The organism is Aminipila sp. (assembly GCF_032051575.1).
Taxonomy (GTDB): Bacteria; Bacillota; Clostridia; order Peptostreptococcales; family Anaerovoracaceae; genus Aminipila.
In genome coordinates, this window is record NZ_DAMBYD010000003.1 from 326,717 (window position 1) to 343,155 (window position 16,439).

Here is a 16,439-nt window from a genome sequence, read left to right on the forward strand (position 1 = left end):
TTTTACATAATAATTATTTCTGTAAAACAGGAAGTATAAATTCCACCTCTTCATGTGGTCTTGGGATTACATGTACGGAGATTAATTCTCCAACACGTTCTGCTGCTGCTGCTCCTGCATCTGTTGCAGCTTTCACAGCACCTACATCACCTTTTACCATTACTGTGACCAAACCACCGCCTACGTGCTCTTTGCCAATTAAAGTTACATTTGCCGCCTTTACCATTGCATCTGCCGCTTCTATAGAACCTACAAGTCCTTTCGTTTCAATCATTCCTAATGCTTGAACTGCTGTCATTTTCCATTCCTCCTTATTTCAATACTGGAAGTATATTTTCTACTTCTTCATGTGGTCTTGGGATTACATGTACGGATAACAATTCTCCGACACGTTCTGCTGCTGCTGCTCCTGCATCTGTTGCTGCTTTTACTGCCCCTACATCGCCTCTTACCATCACTGTAACTAATCCACCACCTACATGTTCTTTACCAATTAAAGTTACATTTGCTGCCTTTACCATTGCATCTGCTGCTTCTATAGAGCCCACAAGCCCTTTTGTCTCAATCATGCCTAATGCCTGCATTGCTAACATCTCAAATCCTCCTCACAACTTCATATTGCTTCAAGCTGGTTGATGATGCGGCGTACCACTTCATCTATCTGCTTTGCATCTAAATTAACTGCTTCTGGTTTTAATTCAATTTCTCCAGCTTCTCTTCGAATTTCTTCCAAGCTTTTCTTTCCTACAGCTACGTATCGAAGATTGTAAAGCTGTTCTGGTCCCACATTTTCACTGGTAGCACTTCCACCTACGGCACCACAGCCGAGTGTTAATGCTGGCATTAATCCTGTAGAAGCTCCAATGCCGCCCAAAGCCCCTGGACTATTTACAACAAATCTGGATACTGGAACCCTATGTGCAAAATAGTCAACGATCTCTTGATTTTCCGTGTGAATAATAAACGTGTGCCCTGCACCTTCATAGTACAAAACCTCACAACAACGTTCACAAACCTTCCTGTAATCAGGGGCGGTATAAAAGCCTAGAATAGGTGCTAATTTTTCATTAGAATAAGGATGCCCCCTGCCAACTCCAGTTTCTTCCGCTACCAGAACTCTTATATCCTTTGGCACAGATAAACCTGCTAATTCTGCAATTACCTGTACGCTTTTCCCTACGATCATAGGATTCATGGTTCCATTGGAGCGTAAGATGAAGTTGCCGAGCTGTTCTCTCTCCTGTTCATTTAAAAAGTAAGCTCCCTGTTTTTTCATTTCATTCTGAACGGCTTCTTTCATGTCATCATCACAAATTACCGACTGTTCCGATGCACATATAGTGCCGTTATCAAAAGTTTTCGAGTCCATGATACATTTTACTGCCTTATGTATATCAGCGCTTCGCTCAATATATGCCGGACCATTACCTGGTCCCACACCTATTGCCGGTGTTCCTGATGAGTATGCAGCTCTTACCATGGCTGAACCACCTGTTGCTAAAATTAATGAAGTATCTGGATGGCTCATAAGCACATCTGTGGACTGAATCGTAGGAAGCGAAATGCACGATACCAAATCTTCATGTCCACCAGCCTCTACTATAGCCTGCCTGATTACCTTCACCGTTTCTAAAATGCACTTTAACGCATTAGGATGGGGTGAAAATACAATTGCATTTCCTGCTTTAATAGCAATCTCTGCTTTGTAAAATACAGTGGATGTAGGATTAGTGGAAGGAATCAGTCCGGCTATTACGCCTACTGGTACGGCTACTGCATAAGTTCCCGCAGCTTCATCTCTCTTAATTACTCCTACAGTCTTCATGTCCTTGATTCTTTCATAGACACCCTTGCTTCCAAAAATATTTTTTATTACCTTGTCTGAAGCTATGCCAAAGCCAGTTTCATCATGTGCCAGCTGCCCAAGTCTTTTTGCATTTCTCACACCAGCATCTGCAATAGATTTTACAATCTGATCCACTTGAGCCTGTGTTTTTTCTGCTAATTCTTTTTGTGCTGTCTTTGCATGCTCTACCAGCTCACGCACTTCCTGTACAGACAGTAAATCCTTATCATATAACAGCATTTACTTATCTCCTCCTTCATTAAATTTACAAATAGCCTCAATAAGCAGTCCCTTCTTTGCAAACTTAATTTCATTTTTTGTTATACTCTCCAAATGCAGAGAACGTGCAATCTGCCGTAACTCCTCTACAGTTCTCTGTTCCAGTTCTTCTTTACTGAATACAGATTTGAACGCTTCTTGTTTTATTTTTCTTATATCCTGTATGTCTTTTGGTTCTTCAAGTTCTTCAAGTCCGTCAAGTTCTTCAAGTCCGTCAGGTTCTTTTGGTTCTTCAACTTCCTTAAGTACATCATTTTTTTCGGTATTATCTGCTTCGTATGATTTCTGTTTTTCAAGTTTTACATTTGTCATATGAAACACATCTTTTGCTGGCCTTGGAATGACATGTACTGAAACTACATTTCCCACACGTCCTGCAGCAGCAGCAGAGGCATCCATTGCCGCCTTTACGGCTCCTACATCTCCAACTACCATCACCGTTACCAATCCGCCTTGAACCTTTGTTACGCTATGAAGAGCTACATTAGCCGCTTTAAGAGCACTATCCAATGCTTCAACTGCACTTAAATAGCCATAAACCTCTATCATTCCTAACGCTTCCATATTTTACACCCTTCCACTTTTATGCAATTGGATTATCTGCAACAAATTCTACAGCAGTAGCAAATGCTTCACATGCCGCCTTACAAGCAGACTGGCTTCCTGTTAATAATGCTCCGCCAAAGTTTGTTTCTGAAGGTGGAGCATACAGCACACACATAGCTACATCTGCAGCCTTCATAGCTGCATCAATACCATACATGGCTTCCAACGGTGGAGCAATCAGATATGCTATTGCTTCTCCTTCTTGGATACCTGCTCCTTCTGACAAATATGAGCCTGTTCTTGAAATGCAGTGTGCATAATACACAATACTATCATCCTCATTAGCCGAAACAAAGTGGGCTGAGTTCTCGATAAAATCTACACATGCCTTTAATCCACTCTTAATTTCTGCTGGATTTGGTCCTGCTAAGATGCCAATAATTTCACCTGCAAGCTTTGTATTTGCGTTTGCCGCACCACCATAGAAACTTTTTGCGTATACTACTTTTACATCTGCAGCCTTTGTGGCTTCGTCCAAAGCCGTATAAGTTACATCATCGCAGTCTACAGTAATTAACCCTAAAGATCTCTGATCTGGTGTTAAGTTTAACTGAGCTGCTAATTCACTGTTTACATTTGGAATAACTTTTGTTGCTAATACAGTCGACTTAATGGGATCTCTCTTCATTTTTTACATCCTCCCTAATTACAATTTCAAATTTGTTCCGCTTGCTTTTTTCTCAAGCATAATTTTGATAATATCTGCAATGTGTGCTCCAGCTTCAACTGGCATTGTCCCCGCTCTATGAATATTAGAAAGTACGGTTCTTCTAGCTTCCGGCATTCCCACAGTTGCTTTGTAAGCAATATAGGCACTCATGGACTCTGCTGTAATAAGTCCTGGTCTTTCTCCAATTAAGGTGCAGGTCACTTCAGCCCCAGTCAGTTCTGAAATCTGATCCATTACCCCGACCCTTCCATATTTTACAAAGAAAGGAGTTCCTGTATTAATTCCATGGCTTTGTAATCCTTGAATAATTGCAGGAAGTAAATCCCGAACATTAGCGGCAACGGATGCAGAGGAAAGGCCATCTGCTACATAAATCTGTACTGTGGGATTCTTCTTACACTTTTCTTTAATTATTTCAGCAGATTCTGATGAAAGCTTTCTTCCTAAGTCTGGTCTTGTCAAATATGTATCTTTGCAATCACACTGTGTAGTGACAGTAAATAGATCCATGCTCTCAACAAACTCAGCATCCACATCACTGAAAACAGCATCCTGTGCTGCTGAATGAGCTGCTCTAAATTGAAGCATTGGGTCCGTTTTATATCTGGCTCCAGCTTTGCCAATACCCAATCTACATGGAGCATATTGTTTTAACTCATAGTACGCTTCACCGTTTTGCGGTTCCTTTACTAAATACTGCGTCTTAATGTCTACCTCCGTTACATCAGGAATGAATCCATCCTCCAATGTAATGTTTTCCTGAGCTGCCAAAACCTCTGAAGCCGGCTGGATATCTGAATCTGACAGCTTCATTTCCTTTATTACCTGCTCTATAATCTGTTTTAAATCTACTTGTTCCATTTTCTGACCTCCTTTCTATTTTCTCATGAATACAGAAGCATCTCCGGCAAGCGGCGTTAATTTTCCATTTTCCGAAAAGCCCATTTTTTCAAGCCACATATCAAATTCTTTAATTGGCCTTAGTCCAAACACTTCTCTCAGCGCTGCAGCCTCATGATATCCTGTACACTGGTACATAAGCATACAATCATCCCCCTGAGGTACTCCCATGATATAGTTACAGCCAGCTGCTGTTAATAAGGTAGCTAAATTTTCAATATCATTTTGGTCCGTCTTCATATGATTTGTATAACAAGCATCGCATCCCATTGGAATGCCAGTCAATTTACCCATAAAATGATCTTCTAATCCGGCACGGGTTACCTGCTTTGAATCGTATAAATACTCTGGGCCGATAAACCCAACAACCGTATTGACTAAGAAAGGATTATACTTCTTTGCAAATCCATAACAACGAGCCTCCATGGTTACCTGATCCCATCCATGATGTGCTTCAGAAGATAACTCAGACCCCTGTCCTGTTTCAAAATACATAACATTTGGTCCTGTTGAGGTTCCCTTCTTCAGCATCATGTCATGTCCCTCTTGCAGCATAGCTGCAGTAAGACCAAAGGCTTCATTGCCTTTTTGAGAACCAGCTATGGACTGAAACATCAAATCAATTGGTGCATTAAACTTATCTGCTGCCTCCGTCTGTGTTGTTACATGTGCTAAAACACAAATCTGTGTAGGTATTTCCCACTTATTCTTAAACTCATCAAAACTTTTTAAAACTCTGGCGACACTTTCTACGGAATCATCCACTGGGTTTAAACCAATAACCGCATCCCCGCATCCTAAGCTCAAACCCTCCATAACGGAGGCCATAATTCCCTTTGGATCATCTGTAGTATGATTTGGCTGTAAACGAGATGAAAATGTTCCGGGAAGTCCGATTGTTGTATTACAGTGTGCAGATACACGCATCTTTTTTGCACAATAAATTAGGTCTAAGTTGCTCATCAATTTGCACACAGCTGCAACAATCTCACTGGTAATTCCTCGGGAAGCCCTGCGGATCATAGATGAACTTGTTTTTTCATCCAATAACCATTCTCGAAATTCAGCAACAGTCATATTCTTATAGTCGTTGTAAATGGACTCATTTACTGCATCCTGAATAATTCGCGTTACCTCATCCTCCTCATACGGAACCGCTGGCGTGTTTCTTATTTCTGCCAATGTTATGTGTGATAATACTACTTTTGCCGCAACTCTTTCTTCCGCAGATTCTGCTGCGATTCCGGCAAGTCTGTCCCCTGATTTTTCTTCGTTTGCTTTGGCCATTACTTCCCTGAGTGATTTAAACTCATAGTTATGTCCAAATAGCTTTGTTCTTAGTATCATGCCTTTTTCACCTATTCTTTCCTTTCCTTTTATATTGATAACTCCTATTCAGAAGTAATCTACGAATTAAAAATGAGTGTTTTTACTACCACTGGGAGAACATACCCTCCCCCTACCGGCTCGCCTATATCGATATAGTCGCCTCCTTTACTCCGCACTCCATCTATGCAAATTACATCTTTTTTACTTCCAAGTCGTACATGGAGTGCAGTTCCCAATGCCTTTCCTATATCGGATTCCACTACGATAATAAGCGGAAAATTTTCTTTCATAAGTGAATCTGTTCCCTCAATGATAGCTGCTGCAAGTGCCTGTAACTTTTCAAATTCACCATAGGGTGCTCCAGACAGTGCAACTGCTACGGGTTCTTTCTTTCCATCATTTTGGTAAATGGGTAACTGTGCCTTTATTGCTGCACTTACAGACTCTGGGGTTTCTTCATCAATCTTTGATAACTTGAGTACTGGAATATTTTTTATGGGCAGTTGCTCCTTTTGATAAAAAATGGTGCTGCCACTAATTTCTGTAGTATGCGTTCCAGCTCCTACCACCGTAGCCCGAATCGTTTCCTCTGAGCGATAACAATCCACGCAGTCTAAAATTCCACTTTTGGCGATGGCTCCTCCTAAAAGAATTCCAACATCACCATACCTAAATACATCCTCCTGAGTGGTTTCGTATACATAGTTGGCTACTCCTCCTGAAAAAGTCAGAGCATCTATACGAATTGCCTCTTCTAAGCCCTTTCCCTGATTGGTATATAAATTTTGATGATATTTAGACTCATTCTCTAAATGTAATGTAGCCTTTAATTCATGTGCCATTAAATCACAAACTCGTTCTAGTTTCTCAATCTTAACTTCATCGCCTACATTAATCTGTATCCCATTGGAGTTTGCCAGTTCTTGAATTTTGCTATAAATATAACTGATTCTTCCGTTTTCAATTTTAATCAGGCGTCCCCCAATATCTAAGCATGTAACACCACAAAGGCTTCCTTTGCGGAATACTGCTATGTTAGTGGTTCCTCCTCCTATATCCAGATTTGCTACTACGTTTCGGTTCTCCTCACTAAACAAATCTGCTCCTGCTCCACGACCAGACAGAACAGATTCCAAATCAGGTCCTGCAGTAGCTACTACAAAATCACCTGCCAAATCACTCAGACTATTTAGTACTGTGTTGGCATTCTGCTTTCTAGCTGTTTCACCGGTTATGATTACTGCCCCCGTACTGACTTCTTCTGGCTTTATATTCGCTTTTTCATACTCTGCTCGTATGATTGCGCGAACCTGCTCTCCATCAATTTCTGTGTTTGAAATCAGTGGTGTAAAATAAATATCACTGCAATAAAACACTTCTTTTTTTACAATTTCAACTTTTGGGACCATATAACCCGCTGCCCGGTTCTCAATAGTCAATTTACTGAAAATCAACTGTGTTGTAGAAGTTCCAATATCAATTCCAACACTGGTTACAACTTCTTTCACTTGCTCACTCCCTTTCCCTGCTAACAAAAAAAGCAGCTTAGACACAAAAATTTCTTTCTGTACCTAAGCTGCTACGCTTTGGCATACGGATAACGCTACGTCACATTATCTATTGTTGTTATTCTATTTTTAAAACTAAAAGCAATATTGGTTCCTCTATCACTGGAGCTTACATTAATGGTCCCTTTTAATTTATCTTTAACTATGGAAAACACAATGCTCAATCCTAAACTATCTTCCCTAACACTATTGATATCGAAACCTTTTCCATTATCCTTTACGGAAATATGGGATTGCCGTTCCTTATTCTCAATCTCTATTATAATGTTTCCATCTTGTCGGCCATCATCAAAAGCATATTGAAGGGAATTATGCAACAGTTCACTAACTACAAGGGCTACAGAAGTGGAGACTTCTGAATCCACCTGAAAGCCTTCTCCTATAATTTCAACAGTCACATCCATTGCTGGTTTTAAGAAGTAACGAAGTGTATTGTCTTTAATATTTTCTAACACATCTCGAATATTAACCTGATCCACACCGACTTTTGCTAGCAGCTCGTGTGTACTGGCAATAGCTAGTATACGGTTCATACTCTCATCTAAAACCTTTTTTGCCTCTAAATTTTTAGTTCTTCGCCCTTGTAGGCGAAGCAGGCTAGCAATAGTCTGCAGACTATTTTTTACTCTATGGTGCATTTCCTTTACTGCTACAGACTTCAATATTAACTCTTTTTCCTTTTCTCGTATATGAGTAATATCTTGTATCATCACTGCAAAATCCACATTGTTATTCTTTAAAGAAATTTGTTTCACTGTCAAGGTTAAATCTGCAGTATTCACTTCGATTCCAGAATAATTTGCATCTTGGTCAAACCACTCCAAATTGGATCCGTGTAAGGCCACACACCGATACTGCTGCCCTAAGATATCTACGGTATAGCCAAGTTTCTGATATAATTTCCAGGCTATCTTGTTTCTATAGCTCACATACCCATCCATATCAATCAAGATAACAGCTTCATCAATGCAATCTGCCAGCCATGAAGTTCCCTCATCGAGTCTTGTAAGTACATTTGCAAGCTTTGCATAACTTTGATCTGAAAAGCGAATGCGATCACGCATTTCACTGTTTTCCTCTGCATTTTTTTCTTCAATAAGCACACCAATTATTTTGTCTCCATGTCGAATGGGCTCTACTGATTGAATGACATTTGCATACTCCTGCGTTACCGCTTTCATTTGCTTTGTAGGCAGGCCTAGCTTAAAAGTTCTGGCAACAGCCGGCTCATTTTGTGGCTCTGCTAAAAGTCCTACTACCGTTTTTTTATATGAAGACGGTACATTTTGTGGCTTTGCTTCAGCTACTACAACGGCTGTAGTTTCATCCGTAGTCAAACAGTCAATAAAAAAGTCTGCATCCTCCAAATTTGCCATAGTTTGAAGGCCAACCCCTATTTTCTTTATGGTTTCAATTTCTTCCTCTGTTAAATTAGTGTACTTTTTGCATAATAATTCTATAGTATCCGGCATTTTATCCCCAATCCTTCTAAGCCAATATAATTTCCGCTATTCGTTTCATGGAAACCTTTTTTTCCTTACTTAAGGTCTTTATGTACTCGTAAGCTTCATTTTCAGACAACATCATAGATACCATCAGCTGCCCCTTTGCTTTTTCAATTACTGTACGATTCTCCAGACGTTCAGCAATAATCTCACACTGTCGTTTAACCCGCTGAATCTCTCTACTTCTAGCCACAGCAATTTCAATATTTGGTACCAATGCCTTTTCGTCAATAGGTTTCACAATATAACCGGAAACACCAATCTTTGTAGCACAATTAATAAACTCTTCATCACTATAAGCAGTCAATAGAATAACCGTGCCTACAGTTTTCTCCTCTGTTATTACCTTAGCTGCGGATAAGCCATCCAGTAAGGGCATTTTAATGTCTAAAATAGCTACATCAGGCTGTTTCCTTTTGCAGATTTCAATCGCATCAAATCCTTCTGACGCTTCACCAACAACGCTGTATCCAGCGGCTACCAGCATTTCTTTTAAATCCATTCTGGTAATGGGTTCATCTTCAGCGATGACAACCCGAATTCCTTTTCTTTCCTTTTCCTTCATGGTTAACTCCTAGCATTTCGCCATTGTACGTTCAATAGCTTTTTCGCCTTCCCACACTTAAGATCTACTGATCTCGGTCTTTGCAAATCCCATCTTATCACAAAGCATGTTCATTACATCTCGTATTCCTGCTTCAACCGCAGCAACATCTCCTAATATGACCAGCGACCCATTAAAACGATCTACAAAACCAATTGAAATATCAGCCGCTTTTGATGCAACATCCGCTGCGATCATAGCACCCTCACTGGGAGTAATGGTAAGTATGCCAATAGCACCTTTATCCTGCAACATCCCTAGCTTCGAATATAAATCCTTAATTGGGTTTGCAATCACATGTGCCAATGTCACCTGTTTACCCGGAACAAATTCCTGTATAATTCGTTGTTTACTTTCCTCCAATGCCTCACTTCCTTTCAGCATTGATTTCCTAAGATGTATTATGTCACTTACATCAACCAACAAAAAAAGCACCCAAACAAAATATGTCTAGGCGCTGCTTCGCAATCCTTACAATTCGGAGTCCTACACTACGCCGTACAGTACTCCATTAAATTTACCCTTATAATAACCAAATTCAATGGACTTGTCAATATAGAACTGAAAATTATTTGATTTTTCTTTTAATTAATTTTCAGTTGATTTTAAGGATTTTATGTCTGGTCTTGATTTATAAGGCCTGAAGCCACTTGTCTAATTCTGTCATACCTTGTCCTGTTATGCTGCTCACCCTGAAACAGATTTGTGCACCTGCATCTGCTAAATATTGCTCTGCACGTTTCAACTGTTCTTCACTTGCTAAATCTATTTTTGTTACAATTCCCACAACAGGTTTTCCACAGAACATCTTGCCAAACCCTGGGGCAAACATGCTTCCATCTTCAATTGCAGATTGAATCACTGCAATAGCATCTACCTCGGATGCGGTTACGGATAAGGCTCCATAAAATCCCCTCCGTTCTAAATACTCTCCAGGGGTATCAATAAACTGTCCAGCTACCACCTGAACAGTCTGAGTTTTATGATAAAAAAGCTGTTGATTTGTCAAGTACTGTGTCAAGGTAGTTTTGCCCGCTTGGGACTTTCCTACCAGCATTATACGCTGCTTGGTGCTCTCCATTTACTTTATCCTCCATGCCCATTATAAATGGTATTATTTTTCTTCAATTTTATAGGGTATTTGAATTAGAGTAATTTTTTTCCGCCCACTTTATTGCATAAGAACATGTAAACTTCGGAGTTTTCTGTTCACTTTTTATTTGTTCAACTGCCATTTCCATCAGTTTCCCCGCTACGCCTTGCCCTCTTAGGGAATCGTCTACAAAGGTATGTGTAATATTGGCAGTGCCATCTGCCTCAGTGGGGAATAGTATCTCCGCAAGCACCTTTCCATTTTCATCCATATAATAAATTCTACTATTTTCATGTTTAAAAATCATTTGATTACCTGATATGATATTTTACTTAAAAACATCATACTTTCCTTTCTACATTAAATAATTTACTGGATTGTGTTGATACTATATTATTGCCCAAGTTCCTGTGATCTGAAACTTTTTTCATTATCTTCAGCCACTACTGTGAATATTTTGTCATTTTTTACTAATTATAACACAACTCATACGTTCTTTGCACTAATACTATTTAATAAAAAATGTAGCTTGGCCACTTAAAAAAACACTAAGATCTGATTTTAAGATCTTAGTGTTTCAACTAGGATTACATTGAAATTTTTTCGTTAAACTTCATCATCATTTGTGCAATCTCTGCTCTAGTTGCGGTTCCCTGAGGATCAAGTATACCATTTCCTTTGCCACTTATAATTTGATTCTCCACTGCCCACTTTACTGCTTCTTCAGCCCAAGCAGATGGTTTATCCTTATAACCAGAAAGTCCCTTGGTTTTTGTTACGTTATATCCTTTGTGTTTTGCATATGCGTAAAGGAACTGCGCGAATTGTTCTCTTGTCACTTTGGCATCAGGAGCGAAAATATTTTCTCTAACACCCTTTGCCACTTCATTTTCTGCTGACCAAATAACAGCACTTGCATACCAGCTATTATTTTTCACATCTGTAAATTTAGAATTGCCTTCAATTGTAGGTTTTTTCTCTACATTCCAGAAAATTGTACAAACCATAGCTCTTGTTGTGTTAGAATCAGGGTCAAATCTAGTATCGCTTACTCCGTTCATTATGCCATTTTTTATAGTGTATTGTACTGCATTTTCGTACCATGCATTTCCTGAAACATCTATAAAATGGGATCCTATAGTGCCTTCTTGAACAACACTGTTGTCATATCCCACAATGTACTTGGAAAAATGATTCGTTTTAAATGTAACCTTTTTTGTATCTTTATTATATGTTGTAGACATTTTGGTTAATTTACCTGTTTCATCCATATAATACACCATAATGCCATTAGGATTTTCTCCTTGGCGAAGTGTATACGGTATCTCAACACTTACTGTACCGCTTCCAAAATTAGAAATTGTTTTCTGTCCGGATGTTAATGTAATATCATAAACAGGCCGGTCTCCGACAATAGTTTGTATTTCCTTAGAAAGTGAAGACTTTTCAATTGTATTTATCTTAGTAGCTATTTCACTCTTAGCTTCACTTAAAATTGTTTTAAGCGCTTTTTCATCAAATACAATATTTGCCACAGAAGACTCAATCTGCAAATTCTTGCTTTCTTTTATGTCACTAACTTTTATATCCGCTTTTGCACTGCCTTGTGATGCAGTGACTTTCACTTTATAGCTTGCTGCATTGTCATTATTATTGGCAGTAGAACTTCCTCCAGATGACTTAGATGAATTTCTTCCAGATGAAGATGAGTTTCCGTTATTATTATTTTGCGCTGTACCAAATACAGCTTTTCCATCTTTTATTGTCCATGTATTAAACTTCAGATTTTCCGGAACATAAATAAACCATTCCCCGATTAAGTCTATATACATTTTGTCTTTTTGGATTAATCCTATATTTTGATTTAATGAATCCACAAAGTTTTGATCAATTGAAGCCACTAATTTACTATTCTGAATCTGTCCTTTTCCATATCTGTCACCACTCACAAGCGTGCCTACTACGTTCGTGCCTGTTGCAAGCTTATTTCCAGTTTTTTGTTCAGCTGCACTATTGCCATAACAGTTATCAATATAACCAACGCCTGTATTTCGTCCTGCAATTCCTCCAATATCAGGGGTTTGTTTTTCTGCATTCAAAGTTACATCGGTGTAATTATTAAATGCATAAGAAGAATACATGCCTCCTATTCCACCTAACTGCGTTTTATTCACAGCACCATCTGTATAAATTTTACCATATGCGTAATTATTGACGATTACTGAAAAGGATGGTAATCCTACAAGTCCACCAGCATAAACCCAATTACCTGGGCTCTTCGCCTGTATTTGACAATCACTATAACTATTGCTGATAAAACTGTGGGCCATCAGACCTGCTATGCCTCCAACATAATTTTGCTCTACAGAATTGGAGAAAATACGACCAGTTACACGACAATTATCAATAACTCCCCCTCTCGTACCACTTGTAGACGTTAATCCAACATAACCCGCAATTAATCCTGCATAGCTTCTTTCCTTTTCAACGCCAGGGATTGAAGCAGGTTCAATATTAATGTATCCATCTTTTACCTCCAGGTTTCGGATTGTTGCCGTATCAATATACGCGAACAAACCCGCACATGCATATTTTGCAGCTTTATTTTCATTGCCGATTTTCATATTGGAAATTTTATAGCCTTTTCCGTCAAAATCACCTGAAAAAGCATATAACCCGCTTCCACCTGCAGGAATCCACTGAATTCCAGATAAGTCAATATCTGTTGTTAAAATTATATATTTACCTTTAAAATGTTCTACTTCATTCACAGCTGCAGCAAATTTAACCAACTGCTCTGCTGATGAAATTTTATATGGATTTTCTTTTGAGCCATCACCGCCTGCAAAGATTTCATGGTTTGCTGCCGCATAATTTGTATAGTCGCCTTTCAATGCTTTTACGGTTGCTCTTCTTAATGCATTTTTAAAGTTAGTAACTTCAGTGCTGTCTTTGGTATCAATCTCTGGTGCCTGATTGCTCTTTAAAATGCTCTCAATTACTAAATTAATTTCAGCGTTCTTTAAACTGCTGTCAATAGAAGTAATTTTCTTATTTTTGACTTCAATTATTACATTAATATATTCTTTTCCACTTTCCGCACGTCCATAAAAAGTTCCATCATTATAATTCCCGGTTAAAACTGGTTTTTCTACAGGAGGCTCTACAAAATTTCTCTCCGCATATTCATCTGCAAAGGTTACTATACCATTCTTAATCGTCCACTTTTTCAGCTTAATATTTGCAGGCAAAGTATCATTATTTAACGGGAATGCTTCAAAATTTTTATTTAACTGATCCGCTAGCTCCTGACTTTTTATTTTCTCTGAATTCTTTGCTTCAACATGATAAGTTAAAGCTCCTGTGTATACTTCTCCGTCTTCATTGATGCCTTGTTTCACTTGCCATCCAATATCCGAAACAGGAGATACCTTTTGATTCTGTATAGTTTGAACGGCTTCTGAATTGTAATAAACGTCATATATTTCTGCGATGCCGGTTGCCCAGCCAATAGCTGCTCCTACATAATAGGAATAATCTTCCGAAACGGTACCCCCGCTTGTATAACAGTTTACTACAGGAGAACCTGCCACACCTACCAGCCCACCAACAGCTGCCATGGATTCCACAACTTCTAATTTTCTTTCCGTATGGCCTGTTATGTTTCCCAAACTATAACAATTCGTGATAACAGTCCTATTTGTCATACCAGTAATTCCCCCCGGCATAGCCAGCGCAGTAGGAAGAACTGAAGAATAAACAGATGCATTAGCATATGAATTTACAATATAACCCTTTATAGCCCAGCCGGCTATTCCTCCTGCATAGTTATTTCCTTTTTCCGTGGTCTGCCCTTTCAACTTTCCTGTAACAAAACAACTGTCAATCATGCCCTGATCATTTAATCCGCAGATCCCACCAACAACTATACTTTTCTTTCCTGATACATTAATATTCACATTAGTTACTCCAAGGTTTTTAACGGTACCATCTTTTCCTATAACCCCAAAGCATCCAAAATATACATCCTTTTCTGTATTGTAAGCATTATCATTTTCACCGTTTATGCTAATGCCCTCGATTACATGACTGCCTCCATCAAGATTTCCGCAAAAAGAGTATTCTCCTTCCCCAATAGGTATCCATTTATTATCAGATACATTGATATCATTGACAAGCCTGATAAATTTCCCTGCATATGTGTTTTCGTTGGAAAGAGAAACAGCGAATTTTCTTAGCTGTTCTTCTGTTCCAAGGGTGTAAGGATCTTCTTCTGTCCCGGTTCCCGATGCAAAAATGTTTTGTGGATTGATTTTTTCTTTCCAGATATCTTGGGAGATTGTAGCATTTGAATTCAATTTTTTCCAGTCATAGAAAATCCTACCCACCAGGTTTTCCTCAAATCCAAAATCCTTTGCAGGAGCTTTTTCTTTTATTATTTTTTTTGCTGTTTCTGTATTATTTGATGACAGATTGTTATGCAGAATCTCTACAGTTTCCTCAGTTGTTTTTTCTTTTATATCTACAAGACCTTCAAAGAAAGTTCCTCCTGAAGGAAAAACAATAACCGGTTCTGCATCATTTTTTCCACTATTATAGCAGCTGTTTAAAACGCAGCCATTAGCAGTAGACCAAGCCACCAGACTTCCTTTATTCGTTTTTTCTGTTGTGGTATTGTTTGTTGTGCGAACTGTGTTGTCAGCATAACAATTATAAGTAACCCCAGAAGCCATTGCTGTTATACCACCTCCTACAGCTGTTGCTGTTGCCTTACCGCCACTTATTACTTCTGACTCAACACTTCCCTCTGTATAATTGTTCATTACCAAAGTTTTATTTGCTGTTAAGGCTGCAATTGCGCCTGAATAAACTGTATTTCCACTTTCTCCTTTAACATCACAATCTGCAGAGCTGTTTGTAATGGCTGAGTTTTGATCTAGCTTACCCGTCAGTCCTGCAGCGTAAACAAATTTCTGGCTATCAGATTTTACGAAAACTTCGCTATTAACAACCGTGCATCTGTCTATTAGATTATTTTTCCCAGAAACTGCTATTAAGCATGCTCCGTAAGGTGTCGAATCTGGTTCCCCAACGATATAAATTTTCGCATTGCTAATGGTAAGATTTTTAATCGATGCTCCATCGCTTAGTTTTCCAAAAAAACCTGCTTCCTTTGCAATAGTAAATTTATTAGACTGACCTACAGAAATATTTTCAACTCTTTTCCCATTACCATCAAAGCTTCCCCCAAAAGAATGCTCTTCTGACCCAATAGGCGTCCATTCTATACCTGATTCATCCATGTTTTTTGAAAGTTTTATATACTTATTTGCATAATCCTCTCCATTATTTACGGATTTAGCAAAGTTTTGCAATTGTATTTCATTGGCAATCATATAGGGTGATTCAACTGTCCCTGCCCCCTCGGCAAAAATAGCTTCATTTGCTAATGCTTTTAAAAGAGCATCTTTCATTGCCGCCTTTATTCCTTTAGAACTTAAAGTTGCACCGGTGACCGTATCTACACCATCAATATCATTTGCTGATGGATTTCCCATATTCTTGATATTATCTATAAGAGCTTTCGCTTTTTCCCAAAAAGTCGAGGTTTCTTGTTGTTCTGCTTCAATATTGCTAATCTTGCCATTATCTATGGTAACATTAACTAAAATATCACCATTTCGACCTTGCCCAAGTCCGCTAAAGGTTCCATCCGTATAACTGGCACCTTCTATTGTCACCGTGTCTTTAGTTATTGCTTGTTCCTCCACTTGGCCATCCGCAAAAACATAAAAACCATTCGGTATGGTTATCGCTACAATTAATGCAACTACCATGATATTTTGCAATAGTTTCTTCAACTCTTTCATAACACACTCCTTTTATAATTGTAAAGTTATCAATAACTAACCTTAAGTTTTAATTTTAGGTTAGCCTCAGCTAACCTAATGCCTTAAATACGGGTTAGCCAAAGCTAACCCAATAAAGAAAATTTACCATAATTATGAAAACTTGTCAACACCTAAAATACGGGCGCAG

Annotated in this window: 13 protein-coding genes and 1 pseudogene; all 14 read right to left on the reverse strand. The window is 38.7% G+C overall.

The window, feature by feature from the left end; genetic code table 11:
* Positions 1-13: 13 nt before the first annotated feature.
* A complete protein-coding gene (locus RTW14_RS05635) occupies positions 14-298 on the reverse strand; it encodes a BMC domain-containing protein (RefSeq protein ID WP_312648719.1) in 285 nt (94 codons plus the stop codon).
* A 13-nt stretch (positions 299-311) separates the two neighbouring features.
* A complete protein-coding gene (eutM, locus tag RTW14_RS05640; protein ID WP_312648720.1) occupies positions 312-593 on the reverse strand; it encodes an ethanolamine utilization microcompartment protein EutM in 282 nt (93 codons plus the stop codon).
* A gap of 20 nt (positions 594-613) precedes the next feature.
* A complete protein-coding gene (locus RTW14_RS05645; RefSeq protein ID WP_312648721.1) occupies positions 614-2,086 on the reverse strand; it encodes an acetaldehyde dehydrogenase (acetylating) in 1,473 nt (490 codons plus the stop codon).
* A 357-nt stretch (positions 2,087-2,443) separates the two neighbouring features.
* Positions 2,444-2,689, reverse strand: a pseudogene (locus RTW14_RS18740) (BMC domain-containing protein); the annotation flags it as partial.
* Positions 2,690-2,708: 19 nt separating this feature from the next.
* Entirely contained in the window at positions 2,709-3,359 is a 651-nt protein-coding gene (gene eutL, locus RTW14_RS05655; protein WP_312648723.1) for an ethanolamine utilization microcompartment protein EutL, read from the reverse strand.
* 18 nt (positions 3,360-3,377) lie between these two features.
* Positions 3,378-4,262: an ethanolamine ammonia-lyase subunit EutC gene (eutC, locus tag RTW14_RS05660; protein ID WP_312648724.1), complete on the reverse strand. Its 885-nt coding sequence runs from the start codon at positions 4,260-4,262 to the stop codon at positions 3,378-3,380.
* Positions 4,263-4,277: 15 nt separating this feature from the next.
* Positions 4,278-5,648 (reverse strand): ethanolamine ammonia-lyase subunit EutB, encoded by a 1,371-nt coding sequence (locus tag RTW14_RS05665; RefSeq protein WP_312648725.1) that lies wholly within the window; start codon positions 5,646-5,648, stop codon positions 4,278-4,280.
* A 59-nt stretch (positions 5,649-5,707) separates the two neighbouring features.
* Positions 5,708-7,138, reverse strand: coding sequence for an ethanolamine ammonia-lyase reactivating factor EutA (gene eutA, locus RTW14_RS05670; RefSeq protein WP_312648726.1), 1,431 nt, complete (start codon positions 7,136-7,138; stop codon positions 5,708-5,710).
* 95 nt (positions 7,139-7,233) lie between these two features.
* Positions 7,234-8,670: a sensor histidine kinase gene (locus RTW14_RS05675; RefSeq protein WP_312648727.1), complete on the reverse strand. Its 1,437-nt coding sequence runs from the start codon at positions 8,668-8,670 to the stop codon at positions 7,234-7,236.
* A gap of 16 nt (positions 8,671-8,686) precedes the next feature.
* On the reverse strand, positions 8,687-9,268 hold the full coding sequence (locus RTW14_RS05680; protein ID WP_312648728.1) for an ANTAR domain-containing response regulator: 582 nt from the start codon (positions 9,266-9,268) through the stop codon (positions 8,687-8,689).
* A gap of 57 nt (positions 9,269-9,325) precedes the next feature.
* A complete protein-coding gene (locus RTW14_RS05685) occupies positions 9,326-9,691 on the reverse strand; it encodes a BMC domain-containing protein (protein ID WP_312648777.1) in 366 nt (121 codons plus the stop codon).
* Positions 9,692-9,938: 247 nt separating this feature from the next.
* The gene (locus RTW14_RS05690) at positions 9,939-10,388 is read right to left on the reverse strand and encodes a EutP/PduV family microcompartment system protein (RefSeq protein WP_312648729.1); all 450 of its coding nucleotides are present in this window, start codon (positions 10,386-10,388) and stop codon (positions 9,939-9,941) included.
* 49 nt (positions 10,389-10,437) lie between these two features.
* Positions 10,438-10,707, reverse strand: a complete 270-nt coding sequence (locus RTW14_RS05695; protein WP_312648730.1) for a GNAT family N-acetyltransferase — start codon at positions 10,705-10,707, stop codon at positions 10,438-10,440.
* A 280-nt stretch (positions 10,708-10,987) separates the two neighbouring features.
* Positions 10,988-16,270, reverse strand: coding sequence for an S-layer homology domain-containing protein (locus RTW14_RS05700; RefSeq protein WP_312648731.1), 5,283 nt, complete (start codon positions 16,268-16,270; stop codon positions 10,988-10,990).
* Positions 16,271-16,439 lie beyond the last annotated feature (169 nt).

What these genes read in the sequence shown, in the direction of transcription:
- RTW14_RS05635 (WP_312648719.1), bottom strand. Translation starts at nt 298, where the DNA reads ATGACAGCAGTTCAAGCATTAGGAATGATTGAAACGAAAGGACTTGTA.
- eutM (WP_312648720.1), bottom strand. Translation starts at nt 593, where the DNA reads ATGTTAGCAATGCAGGCATTAGGCATGATTGAGACAAAAGGGCTTGTG.
- RTW14_RS05645 (WP_312648721.1), bottom strand. Translation starts at nt 2,086, where the DNA reads ATGCTGTTATATGATAAGGATTTACTGTCTGTACAGGAAGTGCGTGAG.
- eutL (WP_312648723.1), bottom strand. Translation starts at nt 3,359, where the DNA reads ATGAAGAGAGATCCCATTAAGTCGACTGTATTAGCAACAAAAGTTATT.
- eutC (WP_312648724.1), bottom strand. Translation starts at nt 4,262, where the DNA reads ATGGAACAAGTAGATTTAAAACAGATTATAGAGCAGGTAATAAAGGAA.
- RTW14_RS05665 (WP_312648725.1), bottom strand. Translation starts at nt 5,648, where the DNA reads ATGATACTAAGAACAAAGCTATTTGGACATAACTATGAGTTTAAATCA.
- RTW14_RS05675 (WP_312648727.1), bottom strand. Translation starts at nt 8,670, where the DNA reads ATGCCGGATACTATAGAATTATTATGCAAAAAGTACACTAATTTAACA.
- RTW14_RS05680 (WP_312648728.1), bottom strand. Translation starts at nt 9,268, where the DNA reads ATGAAGGAAAAGGAAAGAAAAGGAATTCGGGTTGTCATCGCTGAAGAT.
- RTW14_RS05685 (WP_312648777.1), bottom strand. Translation starts at nt 9,691, where the DNA reads ATGCTGAAAGGAAGTGAGGCATTGGAGGAAAGTAAACAACGAATTATA.
- RTW14_RS05690 (WP_312648729.1), bottom strand. Translation starts at nt 10,388, where the DNA reads ATGGAGAGCACCAAGCAGCGTATAATGCTGGTAGGAAAGTCCCAAGCG.
- RTW14_RS05695 (WP_312648730.1), bottom strand. Translation starts at nt 10,707, where the DNA reads ATGATTTTTAAACATGAAAATAGTAGAATTTATTATATGGATGAAAAT.
- RTW14_RS05700 (WP_312648731.1), bottom strand. Translation starts at nt 16,270, where the DNA reads ATGAAAGAGTTGAAGAAACTATTGCAAAATATCATGGTAGTTGCATTA.